This is a genomic window from Streptomyces sp. NPDC014006, assembly GCF_043088925.1.
Lineage (GTDB): Bacteria > Actinomycetota > Actinomycetes > Streptomycetales > Streptomycetaceae > Streptomyces.
This window is the reverse complement of record NZ_JBICAJ010000004.1, coordinates 178,373-193,472: the sequence shown is the minus strand read 5'-3', so window position 1 is coordinate 193,472 and position 15,100 is coordinate 178,373. Positions and strand designations below refer to the sequence as shown.

The following is a 15,100-nucleotide window of genomic DNA, read 5'->3' as shown; positions in this document are numbered from 1 at the left end:
CAGGAGATCCATGACCGTGTCATCGCCGGGACCCGGCTTTCGCCCGCGCGCCGTCCTCGCCATGTCCCGGGCCGCCGCCGCGGCCGTCCTGGACCCCGAGGCCCTGGCCGCGCTCGGCGCGGTCTGCGACCTCGCGCCCCCTCCGGTGCTGGACGACCTGACCACCGCCCGGGCCCGGGCCCTGCTGGCCGACGCCGAGGTCCTCGTCACCGGCTGGGGCTGCCCGCCGCTCGATGAGGCGGTCCTCGCGGCGGCGCCCCGGCTGCGGGCGGTCGTGCACACCGCGGGCAGCGTGCGCGGCCATGTCACCGACGCCTGCTGGGAGCGTGGCATCGAGGTGTCCTCGGCGGCCGCGGCGAACGCGCTGCCGGTGGCCGAGTACACGCTGTCGATGATCCTGCTCACCGGCAAGCGCGCCCTGGAGCGGGCCCGCGAGTACCGCGCGGTGCGCCGCCGTGTCGACGCGCTCGCCACGCCCCGCTCGGTCGGCAACCACCACCGCACCGTCGGCATCCTCTCGGCGTCGCTCATCGGCCGCCGCGTCGTCGAACTGCTGCGCCCGCACGACGTGGAGGTGCTGCTGCACGACCCGTACATCACCGACGCCGACGCCGCCGAACTCGGCGTGCGCCGCGTGGAGCTGGCCGAGCTCTTCCGGCGTGCGGACACCGTCAGCGTGCACACGCCGCTGCTGCCCACCACGCGGGGCCTGGTCAGCCGTACGCTGATCGACTCGATGCGGCCCGACGCGGTGCTGATCAACACCGCCCGGGGAGCGGTGATCGACCAGGACGCGCTCACGGACGCCGCGCTCGCCGGCCGTATCCGCGCCGTCCTCGACGTCACCGATCCCGAAGTGCTGCCGCCGGAGCACCCGTTGTGGGACTGCGAGAACGTGCTGATCACCCCGCACCTCGCCGGTTCCCAGGGCAACGAGTGGCGCCGCCTGGCCGATCTGGCCGTCGCCGAGACGGCCCGCTGGGCCTCGGGCGCCGGCTTCCTCCACCCCGTACGACGCGAAAGGCTGGCCTTCCTCGCATGAGCATCCCCTTCGAACTGCCGCCTGCGGACCGGGCGTCCAGCCCGCACACCGGGTACACGCGCGCCCACTGGGAGGCGGTGGCGGACGGGCTCCTCACCGCGGCCTGGCGGTGGCGCACGCCGGGCGGCGCACTGCTGGACCTGCCCGGCCGCCCCTCCCGGTCGGGGGTGCGCTCCGACGGTCTGGAGGGGTACGCCCGCACCTTCCTCGCCGCCGCCTTCCGGGTCGCCGGGACGGGCGGTGAGGATCCGCACGGCTGGCTGGAGCGGTACGCCGAGGGGCTCGGCGCGGGCACCCGCACCGCCGGGCGGGACGACACCGAGTCGTGGCCGCTGATCCTCGACCACGAGGTGCAGGGCCAGCCGATGGTGGAGTCCGCCTCCGTCGCCCTCGGTCTCAGGCTGACGGCGCCCTGGCTGTGGAAACAGCTGGACGGCGGGGTGCAGGACCGGGCGGAGGAGTGGCTGCGCGGGGCGCTGCGGCACACGCCCGCGCCGAACAACTGGTACCTCTTCCCGTACACCGTCGCCGGGTTCCTGGAGTCGGTGGGCCGCGGCGACGCGGAGACCGCCGCGGCGCGGGAACGGGCGCTGGAGCTGATGGAGGGCTGGTACCGGGGCGACGGCTGGTACGCCGACGGTGACGGACGGGCCTTCGACCACTACAACGGCTGGGCGCTGCACCTGTATCCGGTGCTGGACGCCCACCTGTCCGGCGACCGCGAGATGCTGGAGCTCCACGGCGCCCGGCTGCGCGAGCATCTGGAGGGCTGCGCCCTGATGTTCGGCGCCGACGGGGCGCCCCTGCACTTCGGCCGCTCGCTGACGTACCGTTTCGCGGCCTCCGCGGCCGTGTCGCTGGGCGCGCTGACCGGGCACACCCCGCTCACACCCGGGGTGTCGCGGCGGCTGGCGAGCGGCAGCCTGCGCTACTTCATAGAGCGCGGGGCGCTGAGCGAGGACGGTCTGCTCACGCTGGGCTGGCACGGGCCGCACGAGGCGAGCTTGCAACCGTACTCCGGGCCCGCCTCCCCCTACTGGGCCTCCAAGGCGTTCGTCGCGCTGCTCGCGCCGGCGGACCACGCGCTGTGGACCGCGGTGGAGGAGCCGGCGCCTGTGGAGGAGGCCGACCGGGTGCTGGCGCTGCCCGCACCGGGGCTGCTGGTGCAGGCGACGCGCCCCGACGGGATCGTACGGCTGCACAACCACGGCAGCGATCATGTGCGCCCGCACGAGGGCGAGACGGCGGCCGAGGACGATCCGCACTACGGGCGGCAGGCGTACTCGACGCGGACCGGGCCGACCGCGCCGGACAACGTCGCGGACAACCATCTGTCGGTGCACGTCGGCGACCGGAGCAGCGTGCGGCGCCGGCTGCATCCGCTCGGCGCCGGGCACGGCGACGGCTGGGGCTGGGCGGCGTCCTGGCACCGGCCGGTGTTCGCGGGCGGCCCGCCGATGGTCCCCGGGCTGCGGGTGGAGAGCGTGACCGTGGCCAGGGGGCCGTACGAGCTGCGCGTGCACCGCGTGGTCGGCGCGCCGGCCGGGTCGCGCGTCACCCAGACGGGGTGGGCCACCGGCCCGGAAGAGGACCTGGTCTCCGCGCTGCACCCGCTGTTCGGATTCGACGGCGCTGCCGGGACCGTCCGCGCACCGCAGGGCACGGCGTACACGCGCTGGGCCGAGGTCCCGCGGCTCACCGGGGCGGCCGGGGGGACGTCCGTACACGTGTGCCTTGCCGCGCTGGTTGCGGGGGACGGCGTCGGCCTGGCGGGCGCGGTGCGGGGCGTGACCGTGACGAGCCGTGCGGTCGAGGTGGTCTGGGCGGATGACGCGGCGCGCACCCGGGTCGCGTTCGAGCCGCTCGGGGTGGTGCACGAGGTGCCGTAGCCGCGACGGTTCCAGGCTGCCCGGGACCTCTCCTAGGGTGGGCGGATGACGCACTGGAGCCTCGACCGGTACTGCGCCGCGATCCTCGACGAGACCGACCGGTTGCACGCACTTGTGAAAGGCGCCGACGTCACCGCCCGCGTCCCCACCTGTCCCGCCTGGAACCTCGGCCAGTTGCTGCGGCACGTGGGCGGCGCGCACCGGTGGGCGGAGACGGTCGTGCGGACCCGGGCCACGCAGGAGGTGCCGCACGACCTGGTCGACGACGTCTTCCACTACGACGACCGTGACCCCGCGGTCCTCGGCGGTTGGCTGACCGACGGGGCGCGGGAGCTGGTGGAGGCGTTCGCGGCCGCCGGTGAGGACGTGCGCGTGTGGACCGCGATGCCGGACCAGCCGGTGACGTTCTGGGCCCGGCACGCGCTGTTCGAGACCGTCGTACACCGCGCCGACGCGGCCTGGACCGTCGGCGCGGCCTACACCCTGGACCCGGCCGTCGCCCGGCACGGGCTCGATGTGTGGATGGGCTTCGGGCTGCTGCCCGAGGCGTACGAGGCGGGCGACGGCGCCCAACCGCTGCTAGGCGAGGGACGCAGCCTGTGCTTCACGCCGAGCGACCGCCCCGGGCCGGGCTGGTTCGTCGACCTCGGCCCGGACGGGCCCCGCTGGGAGCACGCCGGCGGGCCGGCGGCGGCGACGGTGCGCGGCCCGCTCGCCGATCTGCTGCTGCTCATGTACGGCCGGCCCGTCCACGACCGCCTCCGGATCCACGGCGATCGCCTTCTGCTCGACCTGTGGCTGCGGCGGACCGGGTTCTGGCTGAACTGACCGGCTGTCAGTCGAGCACGATCTCGGGTGAGTACAGGTCCAGCCACATCGCCAGGTCGAGGGTGCGCTCCAGGCCGCGCCGCTCGGCCTGCGTGCTCACCGGCTCGTCGCGCTGGGCCATCCGGCGCACCCGGCCAGGGTCGACGAGGTCGAACACCCGGTGGGAGGGACGGCTGAGCAGGTCCTTGACGTGCTCCTGCAGGGCGGCCGCGTACTTCGGGTCCTGTGTGGACGGATAGGGGCTCTTGACCCGGTCGTAGACGGACTTCGGCAGCAGGTCGGCGGTGGCCTCGCGCAGCAGGCTCTTCTCCCGGCCGTCGAAGGACTTCAGCGCCCAGGGCGTGTTGTAGACGTACTCGACGAGCCGGTGGTCGCAGAACGGCACGCGGACCTCCAGGCCGACGGCCATGCTGGCACGGTCCTTGCGGTCGAGCAGGATGCGGACGAACCGGGTCAGGTGCAGATGGCAGATCTGCCGCATTCGGTACTCGAAGTCGCTCTCGCCGGTGAGGCGTTCGATGCCAAAGACAGCCGTACGGTAGCCGTCGGCGACGTATCCGGACAGGTCGAGGGAGTCCAGCAGGTCGGGGCGCAGCACCTCGGTGTCCTCGCCGAAGTGGCGGCCCATGCTCACCAGCCAGGGGAAGGTGTCGGCGCGACGGGCCTCCTCGTCGAAGAACTGCAGATAGCCGCCGAATACCTCGTCGGCGGACTCGCCGGACAGGGCGACCGTGGAGCGCTCGCGGATGGCGCGGAACAGCAGGTAGAGGGAGGCGTCCATGTCGCCGAAGCCCGCGGGCAGGTCGCGGGCGCGGATCATCTTGGCCCGCACCTCGGGATCGGCGAGCGCCTGCGCGTCGAGCACGATGTCCTGGTGCTCGGTGTGCGCGGTGCGGGCCACGTCGTGCACGAAGGGGGTGTCGGGGGTGCCGCGCAGTTCGTCGGCGACGAAGTGATCGCTCTGGCCCGCGAAGTCGACGGCGAAGCTGCGCACCTTCTCGCCGCGCTCGGCGAGCTGCCGGGCGGCGAGCGCGGTCATGGCGGAGGAGTCGAGACCTCCGGAGAGCAGGGTGCAGCGGGGCACGTCGGCGACCAGCTGGCGGCGCACGATGTCGTCGAGCAGGGAGCGGACGGTGCCGATGGTGGTGTCACGGTCGTCGGTGTGCGGCCGGGTGTCGAGGCTCCAGTAGGCACGGGTACGCAGCCCCGTGCGGTCGACGGTGACGACGGTGCCCGGCTCGACCTCGCGCATGCCGTCCCAGACGGCGTGCCCAGGCGTCTTGATCATGGTGAACAGCTCGCGCAGACCGTCCGGGCGCACCCGGGCCCGGGCGAGCGGGTTGGCGAGGATCGCCTTGGGCTCGGAGCCGAAGAGGACGCCGTCGGAGGTGGGGTGGTAGTAGAAGGGCTTGATGCCCATGCGGTCGCGCACCATCACGAGCTTGTCGTGCCGTGCGTCCCATACGGCGAAGGCGTACATGCCGTTGAGGCGTTCGGCGAGGGCCTCGCCCCACTCCAGGTAGCCGCGCAGGACGACCTCGGTGTCGGAGCCGGTGGTGAAGCGGTGGCCGCGGCCGGTGAGTTCGCGGCGCAGCTCGGTGAAGTTGTAGGTCTCGCCGGAGTAGACCAGGGCGACGGTGCCCTCGGGGGTGTCGGCGGTCATCGGCTGGCGCCCGCCGGGCAGGTCGATGATCGCGAGCCTGCGGTGGCCCAGCGCGGCCGGTCCCTGGACCCAGATGCCGGCGTCGTCGGGGCCGCGGCAGGCCATCGTCTCGGTCATTGCGTCCAGTGAGGTGCGCTCTGTGCCCAGGTCACGGTCGAAAGAGACCCAGCCGGTGATGCCGCACATGTTCCGCCTCCCGCCTCCGGTGCGCCGGGGCACATCGCCGACCTGTGTCCGCGACCAGCGAGGTTGCCCCGGTGAACCAGTTGTATGAGCCATCTACATTCCGACCGTGCGTCACGGACCCGGTTCCGGTCAACGCGGCCCTCCCCCGCACAGACCGGCCGACCTGGGCTATTCAGCCGCGCTTTACGTTCGCGAAAGCCGTCGGAGGCTCAGCCTCGGCCGTCGGTCGTCAGGAATCGGCCATCGGCAAAGAGTTGTGAAAACATCCCGGCTTGAGCCGTCCCGGTGCGCCGCTGTTGCCGAGCGCGTCCGGTGATGTGACGGTGGAGGAGGCCCGACCGCCTCGGGGGTACGGCGTTCGACACGGCCCCGTCGCCGCCGCGCTTACCCTGTGTCCCTCCGGGGCAGGCGGATGACACCGGCCCGCAGACACCCTTCCCGATTCCCGCGGAGGCCATGTGGACGTCCACGCCGAGCGGCTCCCCGGTGCGCTCCGGGAGCCGCAGAACACAGCCGAGCGCATCCGTGAACTGGAGGAGACGGTCGCCCAGCTGCGGCAGGCCGTGACCTCGCACGCCGTCATCGACCAGGCGATCGGAGTGGTCGTCGCGGTCGGCCGCGTGCCGCCGGCCGAGGCGTGGGACGCGCTGCGCGAGACGTCGATGTGCACGAACGTCAAACTGCGCCGGGTGGCCCAACTGGTCGTCGCCTGGGCCCGCACCGGCGTCCTCCCCGCGGACGTGCGGGCGCACCTGACCGCACGGCTGGGCCGGCGCGGCCCAGGCTGAGCGCACACCCACGGAAGAGGTCGCGGCAGGCCTCGGAAGAGGTGCTGCAGGCCTGCCGGGCCCGGCTCACGGGCGGTCGGTGCCCCAGTCGTCGGGGCCCACGCCGCGCCAGTCGATCAGCGGGGAGTCGGCCAGTTCCTCGGCCTCGATCTCCAGGCCCGCCCGGCGCAGGAACTCCACGACGTCCGCCTGGCTGTGCGCGAGACCGAGGATCTCGCCGTCCACCCGCACACGCCGTCCCCCCGTCGGGGACGGCGGATGCACGATCACGGGACGCTGCGCGGACATGGGTCAAGGATCACCCGCCCATGGCCGCCGCGCATCCCCTCCCGCACCTTTCAGCGCTGCCCCGGCAGGCTCGCGCAGGTGTTCTGGGCAGGCCGGCCCGAGAGCCGGTCCGTCAGCCAGGTCACCGCGTCGCCCTGGTCGGCGAGCAGCGGTCCGAAGTGGTTGATCAGCGGGCTGACCAGGTTCGGCAGGTTCACGGGCCGGTACGTCACGTCGGCGCCCAGGGCGCACCAGTCGACGGCGAGCCGGCGGGCCTGGGCGTGCGGCACGAGGTTGTCGTTGACGCCGGTCGCCACCCGCACCGGACCGGCCGGCTTCAGCTTGCCGATCCGCTGCGTGTCCAGGAACGCCTGCAGCCTCGGCGTTGCGGCGATGATCTCGCCCAGCGAGGAGCCGTCGGTGGTCCACCGGGTGCTGCGCTGGTAGCCGTAACGGAAGAGGGCGTCTCCGACGCACATGGTGGACAGGTCGGCGAGGGCCGCCCGGCCGGCGGCGTTCAGGTGCGCTTCGGCGAGGGGCTTCAGGGACGGGTCGGACTGCAGGAAGCCGTTGAGGGACCAGCCGAGGGCGCCGGTCAGTTCAGTGCCGTCGATGCCCTTGGTGACCTCCGTCAGGTCGGCGGGCGGCGCACCGGAGTACGTTCCGACGAGGTGGACGTCGGGGGCGTACGCGGGCTGCAGTTCGGCGGCCGCGGCGGTGGCTCCGCCACCCTGGCTGTAGCCGAACAGGCCCACGCGGGAGGCGGCGGTGACCGAGGCGCCGCGCACCGAGCGGGCGGCGCGGGCGGCGTCCAGGACGGCGTGGGCCTCGTCCACCCGGTTGACGTAGGTGTGCAGCCGGTCGGTGGCACCGAGGCCCGCGTAGTCCGTGACGACGACGGCGGTGCCGGAGGCGAGCAGGCGGTAGACGGACAGATCCTCGTAGCCGACGGAGACCGTGCGGCCGTTGAACCGCAGGGGGTGCTCCAGGCCGAGGGAGGCGGCGCACTGGTCGCCCTGGCCCATCGTGCCGGGCGCGACCACGACGAGCGGGCGGGGGCCGTCGCCCTTCCAGGCTGCCGCCGGTTCGATGTAGGCGCCGGTGACGGCCATCGGCTGCCCGTTGCCGTCGGTCGACTTGTACATCAGCCGCGTCGCCTTCCCGGGCAGCGGCCCGTGCAGGCTCGGCAGGCTCAGCGCCAGCGGGAGCGGTTCGCTGCGTACGAGGGTGCCGTCGGCGTGGGGCAGGGCGGCGGGCGGGGTGTAGAAGGCGGGGATGGTGACACCCCGGGAGACGACCGGGTCGGCCGCCCGGGCGGCCGTGGCGCCGAGGGCCTGGGCGCCGAGGCAGGCGGCGGCGGTGACCGCCACGGCCAGGAGCCGTCTGGATGCGGGCATGGGGAACCTCCTGTGAAGCGGCCGGCAGGAAGTCTCCGGTGTGCCGGGCACCGCGCGTCGCCCGGGCACCCCGGAGCCGGCGGCGCAGGGGCGTCCGTCGCCCACGGACCCGCCCCCGCGCCACCGCTGGTGGTGGCTTGCCGGGACGCTATCCGGCCAGGGGTTACCGCCGGTACCGGCCGGTAGGTTACGGTTCAGTAATTTGACTCAGCGTCTGATTACGGCTGCGCAGAGCTAGTTCCGGTACCAGAACCGGGCCTCAGGAGGTGGTGGACCCGAAGCTCTGCGTCGTGTAGGCGCACTCCGTGTAGACGTAGTCGGAGGACAACTTGGCGGTGTCGGAGCCCGCGGTGGTGGTGCCGCCGACCGGCTTGTGCACGAACCAGGTGGTGCCGGGAGGCAGTTGCAGGGTGCGCTGCGGATAGTCCTTGCCGCTGTCGTCGCATGGCTTGAACGCCGGATTGAGGGTGCTGCTCCAGGAGTACGCGGTGCAGCTGCCGCAGCCCTTGAGGGTGAACGAGCCGGTGACCGGGCCGGTGTACAGCACCCGGATGTCGTCGGGGCTGTCGTTCTTGACCGTCACCGAGACGCTGCCGCCGCCGGCGGTGGTGGGCAGGTGCTTGCCCGCCGCGGGCAGGGTCTGCGCGACCTCCGCGGCGATGGCGATCTTCTCGGCCAGGGCGCGGTTGCGGTCGCCCCGGTGCCGGGCGGCGAAGTCCTCCATGGTCTTCTGCGCCGCCGCGAAGTCACCGTCCCTGTACTGGTCGACGCCGCAGGGATAAGCGCCCGCGTCCGCGCTGCCGGAGGCACGCCCGGCGTCCCGCGCCAGCGCCTCGCGCACGCCCGCGCTCCTGCCGGACAGGTCGGTGATCCGGGCGCCGAGACCGCGCAACCGCTCGACGGCGGCGCACGGGTCGGTGCCGCGCACGTCCTGCTCGGCCCGGCCCACGGCGGCCCGCACCGCCGGTTCGACACGGGCGGCCTGCGGCGAGCCGGAGAAGGCGGTCAGCAGGTCCGCGAACCGGTCCGCCCAGGTGGCGTCGCCGCCCGCGAGCGCGGTCGCCCCGCACTCGTACAGCGAGGTGGCCAGCCGGTCGTCCGGCCAGCTGGTCAGCGCGCCGAGGCTGCGGGCGGGCATCGTCCGCGGCACCGTGCGCAGATAGGCGAGCGGCGCGACGGCCCCGCAGTAGTCCTTGCGCTCGTACGGCGCGCCGATCGTCGCGTAGTAGGCACGCAGCCGGTCGGGCACCTTGCCGGCGGCGCGGGATCCGGGGTGGTTCGCGTCGAGGTCGCGGTAGGCGGTCAGGGCCTGCCGGTAGCCGGACTCGGCGGCGGTGAAGGACTGCGTACCCCCGGCCCGCACGAGCCGGTCGGCCTCGTCGAGCCGGTCCAGCAGCATCTTCTCCACGGCCTCGTCGCGGGCCCGGTCGTAGAGCACCACTCCCCCGGCCGGTACGGCGAGCAGCACCACGCCGAGCAGCAGGGCGACGGGGGCCCGGGACGGCCGGGTGAGCGGGGTGCGCAGCCCGGCGAGGGCACCGTGGACGGCGGCGGCCACCAGGAACGCGGCGTACAGGACGAGGGCGGCGCCCGGCACGCCGTCCGCTTCGGCGGGCAGCGCCACCAGGAGCAGCACCGCGGTCGCCGCCCAGCAGGCGGCCATGGCGAGCCATCGGCGCAGCAGTGCGTAACCGAGCCCGAGGCCGCTGAGGTTGAGCAGACCGACGGCGGCGGCCCGCAGACCGTCCGCCGGCGCGGGTGGTGGGGTGGGCGGGCCCGGAGGCATGGGCGGCAGCGGTGGCACGGCCTGCGGCCCGCTCGAGCCGTACGGATACCCGGACATGGCGGCTCCCCCCGTCAACTACGCCCGCATGTGGGCGCTTTGGGAGTGTACGGCCCGCACGGCCCGGTCGACAGAGTGCTGCCCGCACCCGACGAGGGCGCTTGTTATGACAGCCGTCATGACGGATGCTGCTGTCAGTGGCGGCGTCCGGCACCGGCCGGTGCCGGCGGACGACGGCCACAGGACGGGAGGACGCGGTGAGCGAGGGACTGGCGCGGGTGCTGTGGGAGCGGTACGAACCGGTGCACGACCTTGTCTACTTCGCCCCCGAGGCCCGGCGCGCCGCCGACGGCCTCGGGTTGCGCGGCTTTTGGACGGGCTACTTCGCGCTGCGCGCCGCCCCGCTCGGCCCCGTGGCGGCACCGGTCGTGACCAGCAGTTTCTACGTCTTCCACGCCGACCGGGTGGCGCGGGCACTGCCGGACGCGTGGCGGTACGCGACGCCCGAGGCCGTGCTCGCGGCGCGGGAGGAAGCCATGGACGCCGCGATGACGCGGGTGCTGGGCGCGGACACCGTGTCCTCGCCGAAGGTGGCCGAGGCGGCCGAGCTGGCCTGGGCCGCGGCGGCGGCCGCGGACACGGCGGGGCGGGTGCTCGGAGCCGCGAACCAGGCCCTGCCCGCGCCCCGGCTGCCGCATGTACGCCTGTGGCAGGCGCTGACCACGCTGCGGGAGCACCGCGGTGACGGCCATGTCGCCGCGCTGGTGACCAGCGGGCTGGGCCCGGTCGCCGCGATGGTCCTCAAGGCCGCGGCGGGCGAGTCGGACGCGGCACTGCTGCGGGAGGGCCGTAAGTGGGACCGCGCCACCTGGCAGGCCACGGAGGAGGAACTGCGCGCCCGCGGTCTGCTGGACCCCGCGGGCGCCCTCACCGCCGGCGGCACGGCGCTGCGCGAGGCGGTGGAGGCACGCACCGACGCGGCCGCACACCAGCCCTGGCAGGCCATCGGCGAGGACGGTGCCCTGCGCCTCGCTGCCCTGCTGGAGCCCCTGGCCCGGCGGGTCCTCGGCAGCCGCCTGATCCCGGCCGGCAACCCGGTGGGGCTGACCGGGCAGCTGTGGCGGTCGGGCGGTGACGTACCTGCGTGATCCCCGGCCCGGGCCGGGCTGTCAGCTGTCCAGCCACGCCCGGATGTCGTCCGTGTGTTCGCCGAGCCGGGGCGGGCGGCGATCGTAGCGGGCCGGAGTGCGGGAGAGGCCGATCGGGTTGGCGACCAGGTTCATCGGCGTTCCGTCGGGTCCGGTGACCGTGGCGCGGGGGTGCAGGCCGAGCGTGTCGGCCAGGTCGAACGCCTGGGCCACGTCGTTGACCGGCCCGCACGGCACTCCGAGCGGGGTGAGCCGGTCGAACCAGTCGGCCGCGGTGCGCTGGGCCAGCGCCGCTCCCAGCCCCTCGGCGAGTTCGCCGACGTGCGCCACCCGGTCGGCGTTGCTCAGGAAGCGCGGATCTGCGGCGAGGTGCGGCGCGTCCAGACCCCGGCACAGGGCCGCGAACTGACGGTCGTTGCCGACGGCGACGACGAACGGCCGGTCCTTCGCCCGGAACACCTCGTACGGCGCGATCGAGGGATGCCGGTTGCCGAGGATGCCCGGCACGCTGCCGGCGAGGGTGTAGCCGGCTGCCTGGTTGACGAGGCTGGAGAGCAGACAGGACAACAGATCGACCTGGACGTGCTGCCCCTCGCCGGTGGCGTCACGGTGGCGCAGGGCGGACAGCACGCCGACGGCCGCGTGCAGCCCGGTCAGGACGTCGACGACGGCCACGCCCGTCTTCACGGGCTGCCCCGGCTCCGCTCCGGTGACGCTCATCAGACCGCCCACCGCCTGCACGAGCAGGTCGTACCCGGGCAGGGCCGCGCCCGGACCGTCGCCGAAACCGGTCACCGAGCAGTACACCAGGCCCGGGTTGAGCTCGTGCGCCGGTCCGGGCCCGAGGCCGTACTTGTCCATCGTGCCGGGGCGGAAGTTCTCGAACAGGACGTCGGCGCGGCGCACCAGCTCCCGCGCGCGCGCACGGTCGCGCTCGTCGCGCAGATCGAGCCCGACGGAGCGCTTGTTGCGGTTGACGGACAGGTAGTACGTGGCTTCGCCGTGGGCGTGCGGCGGTCCCCAGGCCCGGGTGTCGTCACCGGTGTCCGGATGCTCCACCTTGATCACGTCGGCGCCCAGGTCGGCCAGCAGCATGGTGGCGTACGGGGCGGCCAGGACGCGTCCGAAGTCGGCGACGAGGACTCCGGCCAGAGGACTGCGGGCTGCTGCGCTGTGCGGCATCGGCCTACCTTTCCGAGCGGGCGCTCATCGCGCCCGGGGCGGGACGTGGGGCGTGCGGCGGTCATTCTCCGGGCGGTGCGGCGGCGCCGCACTCGACGGAATGTCCCGCATCGCCCCCTGCCCGCACGCCGCCTTGTCCAATGGACGGCCGCACGGCCGGACGTGTCACGCGCCTCGGCGGGGCGTTAGCCCTGGGGGCGCCGGGGCACTCGTGGCGCACGGCGGTTCCGGCCGGGACCGCCGCGCGCCCTGCCCCGGAGGTGAAAGAACATGGCTGGCCATGGAGGAAACGTCATCGACGAACTGGTGACCGATCACCGGGAAGTCGAGGAGATGTTCGGCCAGATCGAGGCGCTGCCGCCCGGCAGCAAGGACCGCAAGCTCCTGGCCGACAAGGTGACGATGGAACTGGTGCGGCACTCGGTGGCGGAGGAGGCCTACCTCTACCCGGCCGTGCGCGAGCACGTGCCCGGCGGTGACGCCATCGCCGACAAGGAGCTCGAGGACCACGCCGAGGCCGAGCAGATCATGAAGGATCTGGAGGGCTGCGACGCGACCGACCCGGAGTTCGACCGGCTCATCGGCAGGCTCATGACCGAGATCCGCTCGCACGTGGCCGACGAGGAGGGCAACCTCTTCCCCAAGCTGCGCGCCGCGTGCCCCCCTCAGGCCCTCGACCAGCTGGGCGACAAGGTGCGCCAGGCGAAGAAGATGGCCCCGACCCGCCCGCACCCCATGGCGCCGGACAAGCCGCCGGCGAACAAGATGCTGGCGCCCGGCGCGGGACTGGTGGACCGGATCCGCGATGCCCTGTCCGGACGCGGCAAGCACGCCTGACGTCACGCAGGGATCAGACAGGGAAGGGCCCGCCGCCTCGGGGACGGCGGGCCCTTCCACGTGACCATCTCGTGTTCCGCGCAGACGCGGGGGCTCCTCACCCGGTCAGCAGCCGCCCCAGGGCCTCGACGATGTCCCGCGGGGTGGCCTCCCGCTCCGCCCCGGCGCAGATGTCGTCCCCGAAGAGGACCGCGGGCACCTTGTACGGCGCCCGTCCCCCACGGGTGCCGCCTTCGAAGCGACGGGGGTGCCGACGGCCGCCGCCAGGTGGGCGGTGTCCGCGTCCCCGGCGAGCACGCAGTCGGCGTCGCGCAGCACTCCGGCGAGCGTGCGTGGCGAGGTCCGCCCGCCCAGGTCTACGGCGGTGTCGCCCGCGACCCGCCGGGGTGAAGGCGGCCTCCTGCGCGGTCCCGGTCACGGCGACGCGGTGCCCGGCGTCCGCGAGCAGGGCAGCGGTCCGCGCACAGCGCTCGGTGCCCCACTCGGGGAACCGCGCCGCCGCTCCGGGGGCGGCATGACGTAGGCCCGTTGCCGCCGTCGGCTGAGCGGTGTCCGGCGCGGGCGGTACCCGCAGCCGGTCGTCGTCACCCGTCCGGGGCCGGAACCCCATCGCGGCGGCCGCATCGAGGGCTGCCTCGGCCGCGTGCCGGCCGGGCTCGCGCCGGTGGCAGACATCGAGGACTCCGGCGGGCTCGTCCCCTCGGCCCCGATCCGAGCCGCCCCGCGCACCGAACGCAGCAGCCGGGCGACGGGCAGCGGACTGTGTCCGGACGGGGTGAGCACCACCGCGGTGTCGTAGGCCGTCGTCCGCCGCCGCAGCAGCTCCGCATCGCGGCCTCCCGCGCCCTCGGGGCCGGCCGGTTCCCCTACGACGACGTCGTCCACGTGCGGCAGCAGCCGGGCCGCGGGTGCTCCGGCGGGGGTGCAGAGCATCGTGACGGCACCGCTGCGAGCGGCCACCGCGCGCACGGCCGGTCCCGTGAGCAGGACGCCGTCGAATCCGTCGAGCCGTGCGACGAGCGCCGTCACGACAGCCACCCGCTGCCGCCCGCTGCCACGGTCACGGCGGCGGGCGCGGGCCGGGCGGCGGCCACGGTGCGCTCCAGGCCCTCCTGCCAGGAGACCCTGGGCCGCCAGCCGAAGAGTTCACGCGCGAAACCGGTGTCCGGCCGGCGCGGGCCGGGTGCGTCGGCCGTACCGTCCGCGAACTCCAGCGGCGCGCCGCATCCGGTCAGCTCGACCACCCGGCGGGCCAGCTCCCCGAGCGGCACCTGCTCCTCGCCGCCGATGTCGAGGGGCCGTACCGAACGGCCGGCGGCCACCCGCAGCATTCCGTCCACGGCGTCGTCGACGTAGCACAGCGACACGGTCCGGCTGCCGTCGCCGGCCACGGTGACGGGCTCGCCGCGCTCGGCCTGGGCCAGCAGGCGGGAGAGCGGGCGGTCGTCGTCGGCGCGCATCCGCGGGCCGTAGGTGTCGAAGACCCGCACGATACCGGCGTTGCTGCCGCGGGCGCCGGCATGGGCGGCGACCAGCACCTCGGAGAAGCGCTTGGTCTCGGCGTAGGCACCGCACGGGTCGACCGGGTCGGCATAGGAGTGTCCGTCGCCGGTGCACGGGCCCCCGGCCCCGCCGGCGAGTCCGCACGCCTCGCACGCGGAGGCGAGCAGGAAGCGGGCCCCGTCACGGTCGGCCACGGCGAGCGCGTGGCGGGTGCCGAGACTGCCGGCGTCCAGCGTCTGCAGCGGGCGGCGCCGGCAGTCGGCGGGCGAGGCGGGTCCTGCGAGGTGCAGGACCAGGTCGTAAGGGCTGCTCAGGACGTCGAGGCAGCCGGGGTCGGCCACGTCCAGCTCGAGGAAGCGGAAACCGGGGTGGTCGGCCACCGGCGCGACGTTCTCCGGGCGGCCCGTCGACAGATCGTCGAGGCAGTCGACTTCGACCCCTGAATCCAGCAGGCGCGTCACGAGGTGCGAGCCGAGGAAACCGGCTCCGCCCGTGACCAGGGCCCGGCGCCACGGGGGCGCGGGGGAGATCATGGTTGCCGACGTCATGAGAAGGACCCTCCTTCCCCGGTGGTGCCTGCCGCCGCG

At 74.2% G+C, this 15,100-nt stretch carries 13 protein-coding genes; 6 read left to right on the top strand and 7 right to left on the bottom strand.

Annotated elements, in window-relative coordinates:
• Window positions 1-10: 10 nt before the first annotated feature.
• The 3 genes from ACF1GV_RS16100 to ACF1GV_RS16090 are packed head-to-tail and all read left to right on the top strand — an operon-like array spanning window position 11 to window position 3,759.
• Window positions 11-1,042, top strand: a complete 1,032-nt coding sequence (locus ACF1GV_RS16100; RefSeq protein ID WP_391680710.1) for a hydroxyacid dehydrogenase — start codon at window positions 11-13, stop codon at window positions 1,040-1,042.
• Window positions 1,039-2,931 carry a DUF2264 domain-containing protein gene (locus ACF1GV_RS16095; RefSeq protein ID WP_391680708.1) on the top strand — a complete coding sequence of 631 codons (1,893 nt, stop codon included), beginning with the start codon at window positions 1,039-1,041 and terminating at the stop codon, window positions 2,929-2,931. Before ACF1GV_RS16100 ends, ACF1GV_RS16095 begins: the two co-directional genes overlap by 4 nt.
• Before the next feature lie 45 nt (window positions 2,932-2,976).
• Window positions 2,977-3,759: a maleylpyruvate isomerase family mycothiol-dependent enzyme gene (locus ACF1GV_RS16090; RefSeq protein WP_391680705.1), complete on the top strand. Its 783-nt coding sequence runs from the start codon at window positions 2,977-2,979 to the stop codon at window positions 3,757-3,759.
• A gap of 7 nt (window positions 3,760-3,766) precedes the next feature.
• On the opposite strand, the gene asnB is transcribed toward ACF1GV_RS16090, so the two are convergent.
• Window positions 3,767-5,608, bottom strand: a complete 1,842-nt coding sequence (gene asnB / locus ACF1GV_RS16085; protein WP_391680702.1) for an asparagine synthase (glutamine-hydrolyzing) — start codon at window positions 5,606-5,608, stop codon at window positions 3,767-3,769.
• A 458-nt stretch (window positions 5,609-6,066) separates the two neighbouring features.
• Here asnB and ACF1GV_RS16080 point away from each other — a divergent pair, with 458 nt between their 5' ends.
• Window positions 6,067-6,396, top strand: a complete 330-nt coding sequence (locus tag ACF1GV_RS16080) for an ANTAR domain-containing protein (RefSeq protein WP_391680700.1) — start codon at window positions 6,067-6,069, stop codon at window positions 6,394-6,396.
• Between the two features lie 66 nt (window positions 6,397-6,462).
• Here ACF1GV_RS16080 and ACF1GV_RS16075 read toward each other — a convergent pair whose 3' ends face one another.
• The 3 genes from ACF1GV_RS16075 to ACF1GV_RS16065 form a co-directional block, all read right to left on the bottom strand.
• The gene (locus tag ACF1GV_RS16075; protein ID WP_391680697.1) at window positions 6,463-6,684 is read right to left on the bottom strand and encodes a hypothetical protein; all 222 of its coding nucleotides are present in this window, start codon (window positions 6,682-6,684) and stop codon (window positions 6,463-6,465) included.
• Window positions 6,685-6,734: 50 nt separating this feature from the next.
• Window positions 6,735-8,060: a lipase family protein gene (locus ACF1GV_RS16070; RefSeq protein ID WP_391680694.1), complete on the bottom strand. Its 1,326-nt coding sequence runs from the start codon at window positions 8,058-8,060 to the stop codon at window positions 6,735-6,737.
• Between the two features lie 259 nt (window positions 8,061-8,319).
• Entirely contained in the window at window positions 8,320-9,903 is a 1,584-nt protein-coding gene (locus ACF1GV_RS16065; RefSeq protein ID WP_391680691.1) for a hypothetical protein, read from the bottom strand.
• Window positions 9,904-10,100: 197 nt separating this feature from the next.
• Here ACF1GV_RS16065 and ACF1GV_RS16060 point away from each other — a divergent pair, with 197 nt between their 5' ends.
• Window positions 10,101-10,991, top strand: coding sequence for a hypothetical protein (locus ACF1GV_RS16060; protein ID WP_391680689.1), 891 nt, complete (start codon window positions 10,101-10,103; stop codon window positions 10,989-10,991).
• A gap of 21 nt (window positions 10,992-11,012) precedes the next feature.
• Here the strand turns inward: ACF1GV_RS16060 and ACF1GV_RS16055 are convergent, their stop codons facing one another.
• Entirely contained in the window at window positions 11,013-12,173 is a 1,161-nt protein-coding gene (locus ACF1GV_RS16055) for a CaiB/BaiF CoA transferase family protein (RefSeq protein ID WP_391680686.1), read from the bottom strand.
• A 270-nt stretch (window positions 12,174-12,443) separates the two neighbouring features.
• Between ACF1GV_RS16055 and ACF1GV_RS16050 the strand changes: the two genes are divergently transcribed.
• On the top strand, window positions 12,444-13,010 hold the full coding sequence (locus ACF1GV_RS16050; protein ID WP_391680684.1) for a hemerythrin domain-containing protein: 567 nt from the start codon (window positions 12,444-12,446) through the stop codon (window positions 13,008-13,010).
• A gap of 414 nt (window positions 13,011-13,424) precedes the next feature.
• Here ACF1GV_RS16050 and ACF1GV_RS16045 read toward each other — a convergent pair whose 3' ends face one another.
• Both ACF1GV_RS16045 and ACF1GV_RS16040 read right to left on the bottom strand, forming a co-directional pair.
• Window positions 13,425-14,039, bottom strand: coding sequence for a glycosyltransferase family 9 protein (locus tag ACF1GV_RS16045; protein ID WP_391680681.1), 615 nt, complete (start codon window positions 14,037-14,039; stop codon window positions 13,425-13,427).
• Entirely contained in the window at window positions 14,036-15,061 is a 1,026-nt protein-coding gene (locus ACF1GV_RS16040) for an NAD-dependent epimerase/dehydratase family protein (RefSeq protein WP_391680679.1), read from the bottom strand. The genes ACF1GV_RS16045 and ACF1GV_RS16040 overlap by 4 nt, the downstream gene beginning before the upstream one ends.
• Window positions 15,062-15,100: the final 39 nt, after the last annotated feature.

Coding starts and splice junctions, on each gene's coding strand:
- ACF1GV_RS16040 (WP_391680679.1), bottom strand. CDS start 15,061: ATGACGTCGGCAACCATGATCTCCCCCGCGCCCCCGTGGCGCCGGGCC.
- asnB (WP_391680702.1), bottom strand. CDS start 5,608: ATGTGCGGCATCACCGGCTGGGTCTCTTTCGACCGTGACCTGGGCACA.
- ACF1GV_RS16090 (WP_391680705.1), top strand. CDS start 2,977: ATGACGCACTGGAGCCTCGACCGGTACTGCGCCGCGATCCTCGACGAG.
- ACF1GV_RS16095 (WP_391680708.1), top strand. CDS start 1,039: ATGAGCATCCCCTTCGAACTGCCGCCTGCGGACCGGGCGTCCAGCCCG.
- ACF1GV_RS16065 (WP_391680691.1), bottom strand. CDS start 9,903: ATGTCCGGGTATCCGTACGGCTCGAGCGGGCCGCAGGCCGTGCCACCG.
- ACF1GV_RS16075 (WP_391680697.1), bottom strand. CDS start 6,684: ATGTCCGCGCAGCGTCCCGTGATCGTGCATCCGCCGTCCCCGACGGGG.
- ACF1GV_RS16100 (WP_391680710.1), top strand. CDS start 11: ATGACCGTGTCATCGCCGGGACCCGGCTTTCGCCCGCGCGCCGTCCTC.
- ACF1GV_RS16070 (WP_391680694.1), bottom strand. CDS start 8,060: ATGCCCGCATCCAGACGGCTCCTGGCCGTGGCGGTCACCGCCGCCGCC.
- ACF1GV_RS16055 (WP_391680686.1), bottom strand. CDS start 12,173: ATGCCGCACAGCGCAGCAGCCCGCAGTCCTCTGGCCGGAGTCCTCGTC.
- ACF1GV_RS16050 (WP_391680684.1), top strand. CDS start 12,444: ATGGCTGGCCATGGAGGAAACGTCATCGACGAACTGGTGACCGATCAC.